This window comes from Rickettsia felis URRWXCal2 (genome assembly GCA_000012145.1).
GTDB classification, from domain to species: Bacteria; Pseudomonadota; Alphaproteobacteria; order Rickettsiales; family Rickettsiaceae; genus Rickettsia; species Rickettsia felis.
Window position 1 is genome coordinate 766,779 of record CP000053.1, and the last position, 16,590, is coordinate 783,368.

Consider the following 16,590-nt stretch of genomic DNA (forward strand, 5'->3'; position numbering starts at 1 on the left):
TAAGAAGAAAAAAATTATGTCATTACTTGATGCAAGTCCAATTTATAAACCGTTTTCATATCCATGGGCATATGAAGCTTGGCACACTCAACAGAAAATTCATTGGCTACCGGAAGAAGTACCGCTTGCCGACGATGTTAAAGATTGGAAATATAACTTAGCTCCAGGGGAAAAACATCTATTAACCCAAATATTTCGTTTTTTCACGCAGGCAGATATTGAAGTGAATAATTGCTATATGAAGCATTATTCACGAGTATTTAAACCGACTGAAATATTGATGATGCTATCGGCGTTTTCTAATATGGAAACAGTGCATATTGCGGCATATTCACATTTACTTGATACGGTAGGTATGCCGGAAGTAGAATATTCAGCATTTCTTAAATATAAGGAAATGAAAGACAAGTATGATTATATGCAGCAATTTGGAGTGGATACCAAAGAAGATATAGCAACTACACTCGCAGTATTTGGAGCTTTTACTGAAGGATTACAGCTATTTGCCTCTTTTGCGATTATGCTTAATTTCCCTCGTTTTAATAAAATGAAAGGTATGGGACAGATTATTGCTTGGTCAGTGCGTGATGAAACACTTCATACTAATTCAATTATTACTCTGTTCAAGACTTTTGTAAGAGAGAACCCTGAAGTTTGGACGGAAACTTTACGTAAACGTATTTATGAAGCTTGTACGACTATTGTGCATTTTGAAGATGCCTTTATTGAACTTGCTTTTGAAGTCGGCGGTATTGAGGGGTTAACGGCATATGAAGTAAGACAATATATTCGTTATATTGCCGATCGTCGTTTAATGCAACTAGGACTCAAAGATGTATATTTGGTAAATCATAACCCGCTTCCTTGGCTTGATGAAATGCTAAACGGAGTCGAGCATACGAACTTTTTTGAAAATAGAGCGACTGAATATTCAAAAGCAGCGACTACCGGTTCATGGGAAGAAGTATTCACTGAGATGGATACCAAAAGCGGAGGCTAAATAATATACTCGGATAGAACTTAAAAAATTTTGGTAGCCATGTCTTCGTAAGTCCTCGGATGCTGAACATGTTGTGTCGAAGTATACATATTAACAACAAGAATAAAAAAAATTAAAAATACCTAATCTTTATTTTTAAAAATTTTTTAAAATAGATTTAGAATATTTAAAAATTTCGAGTAATTTTATGGCTGTTACAAATAATAAAAACTATCAAAAAGTTGTAGAAAAAGTTTTATCTTCTTCTAAAGCTAATAAAGCACTAAAGAGTGCAATTAAGGACTTATCGTCTTCAAAGAGTATAAGTTTAAGAACGATGTTACTCGGAGCAAGGTTTGTTTTAACTAATCCTGTAAATAGTTATAATCTTGTTAAGCTTGCTAAATCCTCTAATATATATCTTAATCCGGAATTTCAAAAATCACTTCTTGAAAAATCTCCAATATGGGAATTTTTAAAAAAACATTCAGATGATTTGCCTAAAATAGGTCAAATCTTAGCAAATGCGGGCTTTAGAGAATTTCAAGATAAGAGTGCTTTAGATGAAAAGGGACTCGAAATACTAAAAGAATGTTTTAAAAATGAAAAAGTACTTAAAAAACTTCAAGAAATTGCAGTTGAAGTAAAGCAAGAGCTACCGGACTGGAATAAAGTGACTTCTAGAACTTTAGATATGCTGGTTACCGATAAAAATTTCAAAAAATTCTTTAATGAAAAGAGCGAAGATATTACAAATTATATACGCACCGAAGCAACTGAAATACTTCCAAGCGATTATATAAAAACTTTTGATGATATATTACAAAAACCCGAAAAGAAAAATTTATTAAAAATATTTAATGAACATCCTGATTTTAAGCAAGAACTGGCTGAAAATATAAACAATCCTAATACTCTAAAAAGGTTTAATAAGTTATCTCCTGAAAAACAACTAATTATTGAAAATTTCTTAGCAGAAGTAAAAGAACAAGCTAAACCTTTTTTAAAAGAACATTTTGAAAGCTACAAAATCGATCTTAAAATTTTAGATATTATTCCTACTTTATTAAATAAAATTCCTGAGACAAAAGAGATTTTTGATACTCTTAACGCTCCAAATCAAGGAGTAATGATATCTCTTGAAAAATCCTTAGAAATGGTAGCGGGTGATGATAAATTAAAAAGTTTTTTTGCTAATAATAAAACAATCTTACCAAATATTGCTTTAGGTATTATTGAAAATACTCCTAGCGTACAAAGCATAACAAAAGAATATAATTTTGATAAACAAATGCTTAGTATAGTAGGCGAAGTTATGTCAAAACCGGAAATTGCTCATGAGATTATTGCAGACTTAAATAAAGGCGATTATATGAGTTTAACCGGTAATATAATCTCTGCACTTAATGATCATTCATTTAAATTAAAAGATATATTAGTAGAGCAAAGTAAAGAAGGGCTATTTGATAATTTAATTACAGGAGTTTTAGAACAAGATGAAAAAAATAGCCAAACTATAAAACAACAACTTATAAATTACGGTCTGGAAGCGAGTGATATTACAAAGCTAACGAGCATAATGCCTATATTACTTGATAAACCTGAGTCATTAAAAAAGGTTTTTCGAGATTTTATTAAAGGTGATTATACGGGAATGGCAAAAGAGTTAATAGCTTTAACTAAAGATAATCCTGAGATTAAGAGATATTTAAACGATAATAGAGAAATATTTGCAAGTATTTTAGATAAAACTTTAAAAGATATACCGGGCATAAATAACCTTGATAAGAAAGAATTATATAATGTACTTCCATCAATGTTAAACCATCCTGATGAATTAGTTAAAGTTATAGAAGAGGTTGAACAAAGTAATTATCGTGGGGCCGCTAGTGCTATATATAATCTAGCTCAAAAAACCAATTATTTTGAAAGCCAATTGCCGAATATTATAAAAGCAGGTTTTAACTATGCTACTGAAAAAGTAAAAGACGTATTTAGTCCATCACAAGATTTTAAAGACAAAACTATAGATGAAATTACTCTTAGAAATAATTTAAATAAAATACAAAATGGAAAATTCAGCTTAGAGGGAGCTATATTAGTAGGTAATTTATCTAATATTGACTTCTCAGGCGTATCATTAAAAAATGCAGATTTAACTAAAGTAACTTCTTTAAAAGATTGTAATTTTAAAAATACTAATTTAGCAGAGACTAAATTACCTGATAATTTAATGCTACTTACTGATACTTACAATCTCGATAAAGCTATCCCTCCTTTAGCACCTAAACTAATTAAAGAACAACAAGCAAAATTAATTGATAAGGCAATTGATAAAGTATTTTTACAAATACAAGCCGAAGAAAAAAGAAATTTACTTAGTAAAAAAGAATTTGCTCAACAGGTAAATATATTATGCGAAGAAAATCAAGTTGTTAAAGACTATATTATAGAAAAACTAAACTCGCTACCTATGAATATGGTTAAGAGCCTTGCTACTCCTAAAACAAATCAATATAAACATATTACAAATCATGTAAATTCTCCATTACAAATATTGAACCCTTTATATGAAAATATTGCAAATAAACAAGATATTAAGAGTAATTTATTGGCAAATATTTTAAGCGAGAAAATATCACAAAAGCTTTTTGATAAAGGTGATAATAGAGGTGAAGATTTTTATATGATTAATCAGATGCTAAAACCTATCGTTTCTGAATATTCTAAAGAGAATCCCGATAATATAAATAATTTTTTAGAGCCGAAAAATCTAGAAAAGTTAGCAAGTAATATTGCCTCTACTTTAAATTCTAAATCTAAATATACTTGGGCAGGCACTATTACCGGTGGAATTTATTTACCAAAAGAAATCTTCAATGAACAGTTAAAAGATAATTTTAGGAATGAGTTTGAAAAAATTAATAAACTAAATGTTTTAAAGGAAGCAAAAAATATAGTTTCAAATTTAGATAGTAAAGTGCATATAGTGGATAATCACGATAAATCACATACTTACGAATCATTACCTACAAAAAATAAAAAAATCCACAGATAACTCAATAAATCTTAGATCAAATTGATTTAATTATCATATTATGCAATAAAAATTAAAATATTTAAGTAGTTCTTAATTTATTTCTTTGAATCAATTTTAAGATAATTTAATGTTTATGTAATTAAATACATTTCATTATTTTTATGGCAGTTACAAATTCCATTAAAGATATTAAATTAAAGAATTTTAATAAAACTGTTAAAAGGACATTATCTTCTCCTGATGCAGACAAGGCATTTACAAGCTTTATTTATGACCTCGCATCTCCAAAGAAAAAAAATATTACCCGTTAGCATAGGAGCATTATTAAAAGGTGCGAAGTTTGCTTTAACTAATCCCGTAAATAGTTATAATCTTGTTAAACTTGCAAGCTCCTCTGATATATATCTTGATTCAAACTTTCAAAAATCCGTTCTTGAAAAATCTGAAATATGGGATTTTCTAAAAAAACATGCAGATGATTTACCAAAAATAGGGCAAATCTTAGCAAAAGCAGGGTTTAGAGAATTTCAAGAAGGTAGTTTTCTAGATCAAAAGGGTCTTACAACATTAAAAGAATGTTTTAAAAATGATACTGTACTTAAAAGCATTAAAGAAATTGCAATTGAGCTAAAGCAAGATGTACCCGACTATAATAAAGTGACTTCTAAAACATTAGAAATGTTATCTACCGATAAAAATTTTTTGAAATTTTTTAATGAAAAAGGAAAAGATATCGCAGATTATATACGTACCGGAGCAACAGAAATACTTCCAAGCGACTATATAAAAGCTTTTGATGATATATTACAAAAACCTCAGGGTAAGGATACATATGCAAAAGTTATAAAAATATTTAATGAACATCCTGAGTTTAAACAAGAGTTGGCTGAAAATATAAACAATCCTACTGCTCTAAAAAGGTTTAATAAATTATCTCCTGAAAAACAAATAATTATAGAAGGTTTCTTAATAGAAACTAAAGAACAAGCTAAACCTTTTTTAAAAGAATATTTTGAAAGCTATAAAGTTGATCCTAGTATTGTAGATACTATTCCTACTTTATTAAATAAAATGCCTGAAACAAAAGAGATTTTTGATACTCTTAATGCTCCAAATCAAGGAGTAATGGTAGCTCTTGAGAAATCTTTAGAAATGGTAGCGGGCGACGATAAATTAAAAAGTTTTTTTGCTGATAATAAAACAGTCTTACCAGATATTGCCTCAGCTATTATTGAAAATACTCCGAATATACAAAGCATGACGAAAGAATATAATTTCGATAAACAAATGCTTAGTATAGTAGGCGAAGTTATGTCAAAACCGGAAATTGCACATGCTATTATTACAGATATAAATAAAGGCAATTATATGAACGTAACAAGCCGTGTAATTAATGCTTTTAACGAGCCTTCCTTTAAGTTAAAAGATATATTAGTAGAGCAAAGTAAAGAAGGTTTATTCGATAATTTAATTAAAGGGGTTTTAGAACAAGATTAAAAAAATAGCCAAACTATAAAACAACAGCATGTAAAGTATGGGCTAGAAACAAAAGATGTTACAAAGCTTACGAATGTAATGCCTATATTACTTGATAATCCTGAATCATTAAAAAAGGTTTTTGATGGCTTTGTTAAAGGTGATTATACGGGACTAGCTAAAGAATTGGTAATGTTAACTAAGGATAATCCCGAAATCAAAAAATACTTAAACGATAATAAAGAAATATTTGCAAGTATTTTAGATAAAACTTTAAAAGATGTACCCGGTATAAATAAGCTCGATAAGAAAGAATTGTATAATATACTAACACCTATGCTAAATCAACCGGATAAGCTGGTACAAATCATAGAAAATGTCGAAAATAAGAAGTATATGAATGTTGCTACTAGTATAGGTAGTTTAGTTTGGAAAGAAGGTCAAACACTGAATATTATTAAACAAATACCAAATGTCGTTAAAGCGGGAGTTGGTTATTTTAAATCTGAGAAAGTACCTGTAGAATTAGAAAATAAAGTTCCGGCTGATGTATTAAAAGAAGCACAAAACATCGTCTCAAATTTAAATAGTAAGATTAATATTGTAGGATCTAAAACAAATACACTTTCCATTACTCCTATTTCTAATAATAAAAAGAAAGAAGAAATAAATAGATAAGCTATACTCGCTGAATTTGAAAAACCCTCGATGTCATCCCTGCGAAAGCAGGGATCCATGCTAAAAAATCTTTAGTTTTAAAGATTTTTTTATTAGATAATTTTTTTCAAATAAAGCTTCAAAAAGCTTTATTTGAGCGGATTCCTGCTTTCGCAGGAATGACATAAAACGATCCATGCAACAACGTCAATGCCACGCTGGAATGACATTTAATATTTGTGCAAACTCTTCTTGGTTAGAATATTCTAATGTAGTTTTATCTTCTATCTGTTTTTTAAACCAAGTAACTTGTCTTTTAGCATAATGGCGGGTTCGTATTTGAGCTGCACTTAAAGCCTCATCTAAAGTAAGGTTACCGTCTAAATAAGCTAAAATTTCTTTTACTCCTACTGCTTTTAAATTTGAATAATCTTGTGGTATGAATTGTTTTTTTATCAAAGCAATTTCGTCAATTGCCCCTTCTTTAAATATCTTATCTAAACGCTCATCGCATGTTTTATACAAAAATTTTCGTTCAGGATTTAAGAAAATAATTTTGAAATTAAAATCAGATAAGATTTGTTCTTTTGGTAAAGTTTGAAAGGAAAAAATAGATTTACCGGTTTGCAAGAATACTTCATAAGCTCTAATTAAACGCTGAGTATCATTTTGGTTTATTTTAGAAGCAGCAAGCGTGTCAAGCTCCTCTAATTTATTCCATAATCCTATATTACCTATTTCAGTATGTAAGTTTCTTACTTGTTCTCGTAAATCTTCTGATATATCAGGAATATTATTATAGCCGAAAACTAAAGAATTGATATATAAACCCGTTCCTCCTATTAATATAGGTAGCTTGCCTCTCGCAGTTATTTCTTTTATTTTTTCCGTAGCAAGTTTTAGATATTTTACTACCGAAAAATCTTCTGTAATTGATAGAAAATTATATAAATGGTAAGTAACTTCAGCTGTATAGCTTTTCGGAGGGGAGGCGGTAATAATAGAGATTTCTTTATAAACCTGCATTGAATCAATGTTTACTATCTCTCCATTATAAGCTTTGGCAAATTCATGCCCTAAATAAGACTTTCCGCTAGCAGTCGGCCCGCATAATATAATTATTTCTTTCTTTGTCACTGATATATAGTTAGTTTATAATTACTGGGTTATTGCATGGCTAGGTTTTCTGTCATTGCGAGAAAGCATTACCCACAAAATCGTCATTGCGAGCCAGCATTTATGCTGGCGTGGCAATCTCAAGAATTTTGTCTGAGATTGCTTCGTCGACGCCTATGGCGTCTTTCGCAATGACGAAAAAAACCGCCCCATGCGACAACACCTCGCAGGAATTAAACGTTTTCAGTTTCATCAGCCTTAGCATCACCTAAAGCATGAGCGTCATCCGCCGGTCCACTAAATGTTATTACACCTTGGTTAAAACCGGAGTCAAAAATAATATTTGGCTCACTATGTATTGATATACCGACACTAAAAGCTAAAGAAGTAAGCTTTTTAATTTTTTCAAACTGATCGGGATCATTAACAATATGATTCCCATTTTCATCTATTCCTACCGTACATTTGCTAACTATAGCACGTAATTCACCTATTGCCATTTGTTCAGTTGCTAAATCTATTTGAAGTTGTTTAATGTCAATAGGAAACTCAACGTTAAGAGCTTTTTTGAGCATACAATTTCTCCTTATATTAATAATGTTACGAAAACAATATTAAATAATATTTAAAAAGTCAATAGATTAATTAATTTTTTAACTATTAATTAATAATTCGTATTTTTCAAGATATTTATTAATTATAGCTATTATTTCCTCTAGACCATTTTTACTAGCTGATTCAGCTCTTGCAACTATAATAGATTCAGTATTAGAGCTACGCAGCAGCCACCAACAATGTTCAGTATTTACCCGTACACCGTCTATATCATTAAACTCTATTTTATCATCAAGTAATTTTTGCTTTATTTCTTCTATAATTTTTAACTTTAATTCTGAAGGAACAAAAATTTTAATTTCCGGTGTACTATAGTTTTTCGGTAAATCTTCTATTATCTCATCTAGCGTTTTATCCGATTTGCTAAGTAAATCTAAAAATCTAAGGGCTGCATAAATTGCGTCATCAAAGCCAAAATATTTATCGGCAAAGAATATATGCCCACTCATTTCACCGGCAAGTAAAGCTTTTGTCTCAAGCATTTTGCTTTTAATAAAAGGATGACCTGTTCGCCATATTATAGGATTCCCGCCAAATGACCTAATTCTATCAACTATTAACTGACTGGCTTTTACGTCAACTATTATAGTTGCGTTTGGATTTTCTTTTAAAATATCCTCAGCAAATATACATAAAATTTGATCACCAAATAATATTTTACCGTTCCCGCTTACAATACCGATTCTATCACCGTCACCGTCAAAAGCTATACCAAGGTCACAATTTTGTTCTTTAACTAATTTAATTAGCTCTTGTAAATTAGCAGGGTTGGTAGGGTCAGGGTGATGGCTTGGAAAATTCCCGTCAATCTTACTATTTATGATTATATTTTCATTAGTTAAACTGCTTTTTAGCTCTTCAATAATATCGCCGGTTGCTCCGTTACCAAGATCCCAAGCTACTTTTAATTTTGGATTAATATTTATTCCTTCTAAAATACGCTTTAGGTATTTAGATTGTATATTATGTCCATACTCTATGTCATTCCCGCGAAAGCGGGAATCCATGTCTCCATTTGTATTAATCTGGATTCCTGCTTTCGCAGGAATGACACAAGAGGGGGCAGGAATGACATGATTATCTAAAACCCTCGCCAGTAAATCCTGTATCTGATCACCGAAAAAAGATTTACCGTTTTGTAGTATTTTAAAGCCGTTATCGTCACGAGGGTTATGCGATCCCGTAACCATAATACTACCGGCAGGCATAAAATGTTTATCGGCAAAATATAGAGCGGGAGTCGGAACTACACCAATATTTATGATTTCAGCCCCTGCCTCAGTTAATCCTAATTCTAAGGCTTTACAAAGGGTAGGGGAACTGAGCCGACCGTCTAAACCAACACAGATTTTGTTGTTATCTTCCGTTATAGTCATCTCGGCAAAACAAAAGCCGATTTTATAAGCTACTTCTTCTGTTAAATCCTTAAGGCTATTGCCTCTTATATCATAAGCTCTAAAAATTTCTTTGTTAATTTGCATAAAAAAACTGTCTAAATAAAGAATCGGTATACGAAGATCAACTTCAAAAAGAGCAAGGAATCCACAAGGCGAGGAGCGAAGCGTATACTTAATACGTGAGCACCGCAGCTCTGGTAGGATGACGTAGCCAATTTTTGAAGTTCATCGAGTATACAAATTAAAGCTCTCACCTAAATACACTTCCTTAACTTTCTTGCTGCTTGCTATTTCCTTAGGTTTTCCTTCTAGCAATACTTTACTTTCAAAAATAACATAAGCACGGTCGACTATATCTAGAGTATCACGCACGTTATGGTCAGTAATTAATATACCTATATTAAATTCACGTAAATAAGTAATTAGATTTTTAATATCGGAAATAGCAAGCGGGTCAATACCGGCAAGCGGTTCATCAAGCATGATAAATTTAGGCTCTATTGCAAGTGAACGTGCAATCTCAAGCCTACGCCTTTCACCGCCTGATAAGCTAGCAGCGGATAAATCTTTTAAATGAACTATCGAAAATTTCTCTAGTAAATTATGGGTTTTTTGTTCAATTACTTCCTTATCATTTTCAGATATCTCAACTACAGCCTTAATATTATCCTCAACCGATAATCCTCGAAAAATTGAAGGTTCTTGAAGAAGATAGCCGATTCCAAGCCTTGCTCGTAAATAAATAGGTAGGTTAGTAATATTTATATCGTTTAAAAGTAATTGCCCTGAGTCCGGTTTCATTAAACCGATAATAATGTTAAAACAAGTTGTTTTACCGGCTCCGTTCGGACCGAATAAACCAACTATCTCTCCTTGTTTTATATTCAGAGATATATCAGTTAATATATTCCTTTTTTTATAGGATTTTGATATATTTTTAACTTGTAAGCTGTCCATCTTTTTTATTTTTTGTTTGTTGCTCTTTATGTCATTCCTGCGAAAGCAGGAATCTAGAAAAAGTTTTAAAGGTTATAGAAGCTTTTATAATTTATTTTATTATTATTTGGATTCCTGCTTTCGCAGGAATGACATAAAGAGGATTTTTCAATCCATAAAGCTATTTCTTAACAATATCTACATAATAGATTAGTTTATTAGTTTTTAAGACATTATCATCACGCTGTAATATTACATTACCGAGTAAAATAAGTTGTTTGTCATCAAAAAAATATTTAGCACTATCTGCAAGTAATAATTCATTATTTATTTTTCTTTCTACAGTCAATTTGGTCGGAATAACTATATAATCAATAGTTTGTTTATCATCTATTGTTTTATAAAAAATATATAATTCTTTTGTTCTAAGTATTGCATTATCGAAGTAAACAACAACATTTCCAAGATATTCTGCTTTTTGTTTGATTCTATCAATAATTAAAGTATCAGATGTTATATGTAAATTTGAAATATTTTTATCATTAGCATATATAGATATACTAACAGTAAGAAATACTACAAGTTTAATAATCCGATAAATCGATGATTGTAGAGACATTGCCTTTAAAAATTATAATATTATTTTCATCCCTTGTATTAAAACTATCTGAAGTAATTGAAGAGTTTTTATAAAGTAATTTAGCAGAGGAGTTGCCGGTTATATTCTTATTTACTAAATCAATCCTTGCATCATTAGTGTTAAATATGATCTCATCAAAAAAAAGTTTTACATCGTTTTTTAAATCTAATATGTTTGATTCTTCATCTAAAAAGCCTTCTTTCGCATTGATAATAAGAGTTTGGTCTTGATTTACGTTATAAATAGCATTTATTATATCTAGTTTATATTTGTTATCCGACTCTTTTATAGCTCGCTCAGTTTTAATTTTATACGCATTTAAATTTTTATTTTCTCCTTCAAAAATTGAATCTTTCAATATAATATTATATTTTAAATCAAAATTTTTAGTATCTTTTAAACTTTTTTTTGTAACGTTAATATCATTTTCTTCATTAATATAACCGCTTTTAATTAATATATATCCTATATACAAAATTCCAACTATTATTAAAAAATATACAGATTTCCAAATTTTTTTTCGCCGTTTATAAGAAGAGGGCATAGATTTTAGCTAACTCCGATGCGTAGTAAATCATGAATATGAATAATACCCGTAATAACATTATCATCAACAATCGGTATATTAGTGATATTCTTGGCTTTCATTAAATTTAAAGCCTCTTTTGCAAATATTTCCGATGAGATATGAATAGGGTTTTTGGTCATAATGCTTGATGCTGTTTTTAAGTGAATTTGATCGTTAATATGACGACGTAAATCCCCGTCGGTTATAATCCCTATCAAATTTTGGTTTTTATCTGTGACAAGTGTACAACCTAAACGTTTTTTATTCATAATAATTATAGTTTCGGCAAAGGAAGTATCTTCATATACTAAAGGTATTTCATTCCCCTCACGCATTAGGTTTTTAATTTTTGTTAAATTAGCACCTATTGTACCTCCCGGATGATAAATTTTAAAATCATCTTTAGTAAAGCCTCGTTTTTCATGTATAACAGTCATTAAAGCATCACCTAGTGATAACATTATTAAAGATGATATAGTAGGAGCTCCAATTACAGAAGCTTCCGGATATTCAGGTACTATTAATAAAAAATCGCTTCTTTTAGCTAAAGTGGAATTTTTATTCATTGTTATTGCAGCAATTTTTATGGAAGAGTTCTTGCAATATTCAATTATATTAAATAGCTCTTTAGTTTCACCGGAATTAGATAGCATAATTACTAGATCATTTCTCGTCACCATACCTAAATCGCCGTGACTTGCCTCTGCCGGATGTAAATAAAAAGCAGGCATACCGGTTGAAGAAAAGCTAGCAGCTATTTTTCTTGCAATATAACCGCTTTTGCCTATGCCAGTTAGGATTATCCGTCCTTTGAAAGATAGTAAAAATTCTATAATTCTGTTAAAGTCTACAGGGATATTTTCAGATAATTTTTCTAAAGCACTTGCTTCACTAGAAATAACCCTCTTTGCGATGATTTGGTAATTATTTGTGTGGTTCATTTATTTACTGTCATACCGCGACTTGATCACGGTATCCATTTAAATATTATTAGATACCGCGATCAAGTCGCGGTATGACACCCGATATACTATGACAACATCAATTAAAATACTTACGTTCCGTAATTGCTTCTTCTTTATCATTGTTAGAATCTTCATTCCAAGCTCGTTTTTTACTAGAATCACGTCGCTCAGGTTCTGAATTTTCCTTAGCATTATTAACATTATTTTTTGGCTTTGGATTATTTGAAGATTTATCCTTATCGGCATTTTTAATAGTTAGTTTTGCTTTGCCTTTATTATCAAAGCCTATCAGCTTAACTTTTACTATATCGCCTTGTTTTAAAACACTGCTAACCGTTTCTATTCTTTCTTCTGAAATTTCACTAATATGAACAAAGCCGTCTTTATTACCTAAATAATTAATAAAAGCACCGGAATCTAAGACTTTCATTACTGTACCGTTAAATATTTCACCGATTTCAGGTTCAACGGCAATAGCTTTAATTTTATCTAAAGCGACTTTTAGCTTATCTCTATCTGAAGCATAAACAGAAACGCTGCCGTCATCGCTTATATCTATTTTAGCACCGCTAGTTTCACAAATTTCCTTTATTACTTTACCGCCCGGTCCTATAATATCTCTAATTTTATCCTTATCTATTTTTATAGTAGTAGTAGAAGGAGCATTTTTACTTAGTTCGCTATTTGGTTTACTAATAACTTTATTCATTTGCTCAAGTATATGCAAACGACCGAGTCTTGCTTGCTCTAAAGCTACTGTCATTATTTTAAAATCTACTCCGGATATTTTGATATCCATTTGTAATGCAGTAATCCCTTCACTAGTTCCTGCAACCTTAAAGTCCATATCACCGAAATAATCTTCATCTCCAAGAATGTCGGATAATACCGCAAATTTCTTGCCTTCCTTAACAAGGCCCATAGCAATACCTGCAACCGGTGCTTTTATCGGTACGCCGGCATACATTAAAGCAAGAGAACTACCGCATACGGTTGCCATTGAAGAAGAACCGTTAGACTCCGTAGTTTCAGCAACTACTCTAATAGAATAAGGAAATTGTACTTTATTAGGTAATATTGGATTAATAGCACGCCATGCGAGTTTACCGTGTCCGACTTCACGACGACTAGGTGCTTTCATCGGCATTGCTTCATTTACAGAGTAGGGCGGAAAGATATAATTAAGCATGAAACGCTCTTTATACTCACCCTCTAAACTGTCAACTATCTGCTCATCTAAACTAGTACCGAATGTAGTGCTAACTAAGCTTTGCGTTTCGCCTCTAGTAAATAAAGCTGAACCGTGTGCGGAAGGTAATAAACCTATTTCACAAGCAATTTGTCTTATATCCGTGGTACTTCTTCCATCGATACGTCTATTTTTTTCTAAAATCTCGTTACGTAATATATCTGATTCAATAGATTTTAAAGCCGATTCGATTTGATAATTACTATATTTTTTATTTTCTATATCGCTTACAAAATGTGTAAGAACTTTTTCAGGTATTAAATCTAAATTAGTACTACGTTCCTGTTTAGATTTAATCGCAAAAGCTTGTTCAATTTCTTTTACAAATAACTTCTCAATTTCTTTCTTTAATGAGGCAGGATATAAATCTTGCATTTCAAGCTTTGGTTTTTTAGCTTCTTCTGCTAGTTCTTTAATTATCTTTATTACCGGCTGGAAGCTTTCAAATCCAAATTTTACGGCTTCTAACATTTGTTCTTCAGCGAGTAAATGAGCTTCCGATTCAACCATCATTACTGAATCTGATGTTCCTGCAACTACTAAATCAAGCTGACTTGTTTTTAATAATTCAAGTGTCGGATTTAAAACAAATTCACCATTGATTAAACCGACTTTACTTGCAGCAACTATTTCTAGATAAGGAGCAGGGGATAGGCTAAGGGCAGCCGATGCACCAATAATTGCAAGTATATCTACCGGAGTTTCAGGATCATATGAAAGAACACTGCAAGTTACATGCGTTTCATTCACAAAAGCCGGATGAAATAACGGTCTAATCGGTCTATCTATTAAACGAGATACTAAAACTTCTCTATCTGATGCTTTTCCCTCACGTTTAAAAAATCCCCCGGGGATTTTACCGGTAGCATATGCCATTTCTCTATAATTAATCGTTAAAGGAAAAAAGCCGATACCTTCTTTTGCTTTTTTAGCTACTACTGCTGTACATAATAAAACGGAATTACCCATTTTTACCGTAACTGCTCCGTCAGCTTGCCTTGCTATCTTACCTGTACTAAGCTCAAGAACTTTCCCGTTCCATGTAACACTCTTAGTTATTTCGTTAAACATCTATTTATCTCATTTCATAATTTATATTTATTGTATTCTATCCCGTCATTGCAAGAAGAATTACGTAGTAATAAAGGCGAAGCAATCTCAGGAATATTTGACGAGATTGCCACGCAGCCTATGGCTATGACGGTTATTTAGCTACTTAATCTTTCTAATTCCTAGCTTACTTATTAAATCTAAATATTCGCTAACATTATTCTTTTTAATATAGTTAAGTAATCTACGACGGCGTCCGACTAAAATTAATAATCCACGTCTTGAAGTATGATCTTTATGGTTAAATTTAAAATGCTCGGTTAAATTGTTGATTCTTTCAGTTAAGATAGCACATTGCACCGCACTTGAACCGGTATCATTTTCCGTTATAGCATATTCTTTAATTAATTTTTGTTTACGTTCTTGTGTAATCGACATCGATAATTTCTCCTTAAATTGTTATAATAAATTAAATACTCGTAAAGAATTAAAGCAACTCTTGTTTAAGCTACCTATTGCAAGCAGATTGCCTTTATAGCGAACCCATAAAAGACTAACAGACAACTCTACTTCTAGAGGTAATTTGTATGTCAATCCGGTATTCGCATCCTCACGTACTAAAGTGTACGCTGCGGTGCTGCGTTCCGTGTTTTCTTCAAATTCCTCTCTATAAGCGAATTTGGAAAGACGTCTAAAGTCTTCTTCATAATTAAATAAACATTTCTGTCCGTATTTAATTTGCTGTGCTTGGCTGTCAGTTGCATCAAGAACCAGGATGTCGTCCAGTATTGCTTCTATCTTTATGCTTTTTTCCTCTAGGAAATTTTTGGTAATTTCGTCAGGTGATTTAATTCGGATAGCATTTTCTTCTTTAAATATTCCAACCTGAGTACGGCGTAATTCTATCACAAATCCTAAACTTTGCAAGGACAATGCCAAATCTTCTGCTAAAGTCCTTATATAAGTACCTTTTGAGCATTCCGTATAGTATGAAGCGGTAGCATTTTTCTCATCAAAATTTAAACATTTTAGATTATAAATGGTTATATTTCTTGGCTTTAATTCTACTTCTTTCCCCTCTCTAGCCAATTTATAAGCTCTTACACCGTTAACTTTAAGAGCAGAAAAAGCCGGCGGTATTTGTGTTACGTTACCGATAAATTTAGAACATACGTTATAAGCCTCTTCTTGAGAAGGGATATAATCCTTTGTTGCTATTACGGTGCCGGCATAATCGCCGCTATCGGTTTTCGTTCCGAATTTTACGGTAAAAATATAGGTTTTTTTAGCATCAATTAGCAGCTGTATCAGCTTTGTAGCTTCACCTACGGCAAGGGGTAGTATCCCTTCCGCTTCAACATCTAAAGTACCGGCATGTCCTACCTTAACTTCTTTACCGAGTATTTTTTTTACCATGCTAACCAGTTTAGCAGAACTTATACCTCTTGGTTTATAAATATTTAACCAATAACTATTCATTAATATATTCCCATAAAATGAAGGGTTGATAAGTTGAAACTTTTTCGTCATTGCGAGAAGACATTGTCGCGTGGATCAATTTCACCTCTGTCACCCCGTGGCTTGACCGACGTTGTTGCATGGCTCGATTTTTCTCCTGTCATCCCGTGATTTATTCACGGGATCCAGTTAAAAATATCAATATTATTGATATTTTTAGTTGTTTTTCTGGATACCGTGGACAAGCCACGGTATGAAACCGAGTGCGTTTTTCGAGCCATGCAACAAGACCGGCTTGACCACGTGGTGACACAGTGGGTTTTACCAGTCCACGCAACAATGCCTTGCGAAGAAATTACAAAGCAATCCAGTAAAAAAATGCTAATTTTAGCATTTTTTATTAATTTTTCTGGATTGCCACATGAACTAAAGTTCGCTCGCAAT

14 protein-coding genes are annotated in these 16,590 nt (G+C 31.6%); 4 read left to right on the plus strand and 10 right to left on the minus strand.

The window, feature by feature from the left end; translation table 11 throughout:
* Window positions 1-16: 16 nt before the first annotated feature.
* The 4 genes from RF_RS03805 to RF_RS03820 all read left to right on the plus strand — a co-directional run bounded on the left by RF_RS03805 (window position 17) and on the right by RF_RS03820 (window position 6,173).
* On the plus strand, window positions 17-1,000 hold the full coding sequence (locus RF_RS03805; protein WP_011271040.1) for a ribonucleotide-diphosphate reductase subunit beta: 984 nt from the start codon (window positions 17-19) through the stop codon (window positions 998-1,000).
* 187 nt (window positions 1,001-1,187) lie between these two features.
* A complete protein-coding gene (locus RF_RS03810) occupies window positions 1,188-4,037 on the plus strand; it encodes a pentapeptide repeat-containing protein (RefSeq protein WP_011271041.1) in 2,850 nt (949 codons plus the stop codon).
* A 252-nt stretch (window positions 4,038-4,289) separates the two neighbouring features.
* Entirely contained in the window at window positions 4,290-5,516 is a 1,227-nt protein-coding gene (locus RF_RS03815; protein ID WP_039594987.1) for a hypothetical protein, read from the plus strand.
* A gap of 171 nt (window positions 5,517-5,687) precedes the next feature.
* Window positions 5,688-6,173, plus strand: a complete 486-nt coding sequence (locus RF_RS03820) for a hypothetical protein (RefSeq protein WP_039595044.1) — start codon at window positions 5,688-5,690, stop codon at window positions 6,171-6,173.
* Window positions 6,174-6,359: 186 nt separating this feature from the next.
* Here RF_RS03820 and miaA read toward each other — a convergent pair whose 3' ends face one another.
* From miaA to truB, 10 genes are all read right to left on the minus strand, one after another.
* Window positions 6,360-7,289: a tRNA (adenosine(37)-N6)-dimethylallyltransferase MiaA gene (gene miaA, locus RF_RS03825; RefSeq protein WP_011271044.1), complete on the minus strand. Its 930-nt coding sequence runs from the start codon at window positions 7,287-7,289 to the stop codon at window positions 6,360-6,362.
* A 212-nt stretch (window positions 7,290-7,501) separates the two neighbouring features.
* Entirely contained in the window at window positions 7,502-7,843 is a 342-nt protein-coding gene (locus RF_RS03830) for a hypothetical protein (RefSeq protein WP_011271045.1), read from the minus strand.
* A 78-nt stretch (window positions 7,844-7,921) separates the two neighbouring features.
* On the minus strand, window positions 7,922-9,364 hold the full coding sequence (locus RF_RS03835; protein ID WP_011271046.1) for a phosphomannomutase/phosphoglucomutase: 1,443 nt from the start codon (window positions 9,362-9,364) through the stop codon (window positions 7,922-7,924).
* A 141-nt stretch (window positions 9,365-9,505) separates the two neighbouring features.
* A complete protein-coding gene (gene lptB / locus RF_RS03840; RefSeq protein WP_011271047.1) occupies window positions 9,506-10,237 on the minus strand; it encodes an LPS export ABC transporter ATP-binding protein in 732 nt (243 codons plus the stop codon).
* Between the two features lie 160 nt (window positions 10,238-10,397).
* On the minus strand, window positions 10,398-10,835 hold the full coding sequence (locus RF_RS03845) for an LptA/OstA family protein (protein WP_011271048.1): 438 nt from the start codon (window positions 10,833-10,835) through the stop codon (window positions 10,398-10,400).
* Complete coding sequence (lptC, locus tag RF_RS03850; protein WP_011271049.1) at window positions 10,801-11,400, minus strand: LPS export ABC transporter periplasmic protein LptC; 600 nt, start codon at window positions 11,398-11,400, stop codon at window positions 10,801-10,803. Before lptC ends, RF_RS03845 begins: the two co-directional genes overlap by 35 nt.
* 5 nt (window positions 11,401-11,405) lie before the next feature.
* Complete coding sequence (locus RF_RS03855; RefSeq protein WP_011271050.1) at window positions 11,406-12,365, minus strand: KpsF/GutQ family sugar-phosphate isomerase; 960 nt, start codon at window positions 12,363-12,365, stop codon at window positions 11,406-11,408.
* A gap of 100 nt (window positions 12,366-12,465) precedes the next feature.
* Window positions 12,466-14,709, minus strand: coding sequence for a polyribonucleotide nucleotidyltransferase (gene pnp / locus RF_RS03860; protein ID WP_011271051.1), 2,244 nt, complete (start codon window positions 14,707-14,709; stop codon window positions 12,466-12,468).
* Between the two features lie 141 nt (window positions 14,710-14,850).
* Complete coding sequence (rpsO, locus tag RF_RS03865) at window positions 14,851-15,126, minus strand: 30S ribosomal protein S15 (RefSeq protein ID WP_011271052.1); 276 nt, start codon at window positions 15,124-15,126, stop codon at window positions 14,851-14,853.
* 21 nt (window positions 15,127-15,147) lie between these two features.
* Window positions 15,148-16,167, minus strand: a complete 1,020-nt coding sequence (gene truB / locus RF_RS03870; protein ID WP_039594988.1) for a tRNA pseudouridine(55) synthase TruB — start codon at window positions 16,165-16,167, stop codon at window positions 15,148-15,150.
* Between the last annotated feature and the right edge of the window lie 423 nt (window positions 16,168-16,590).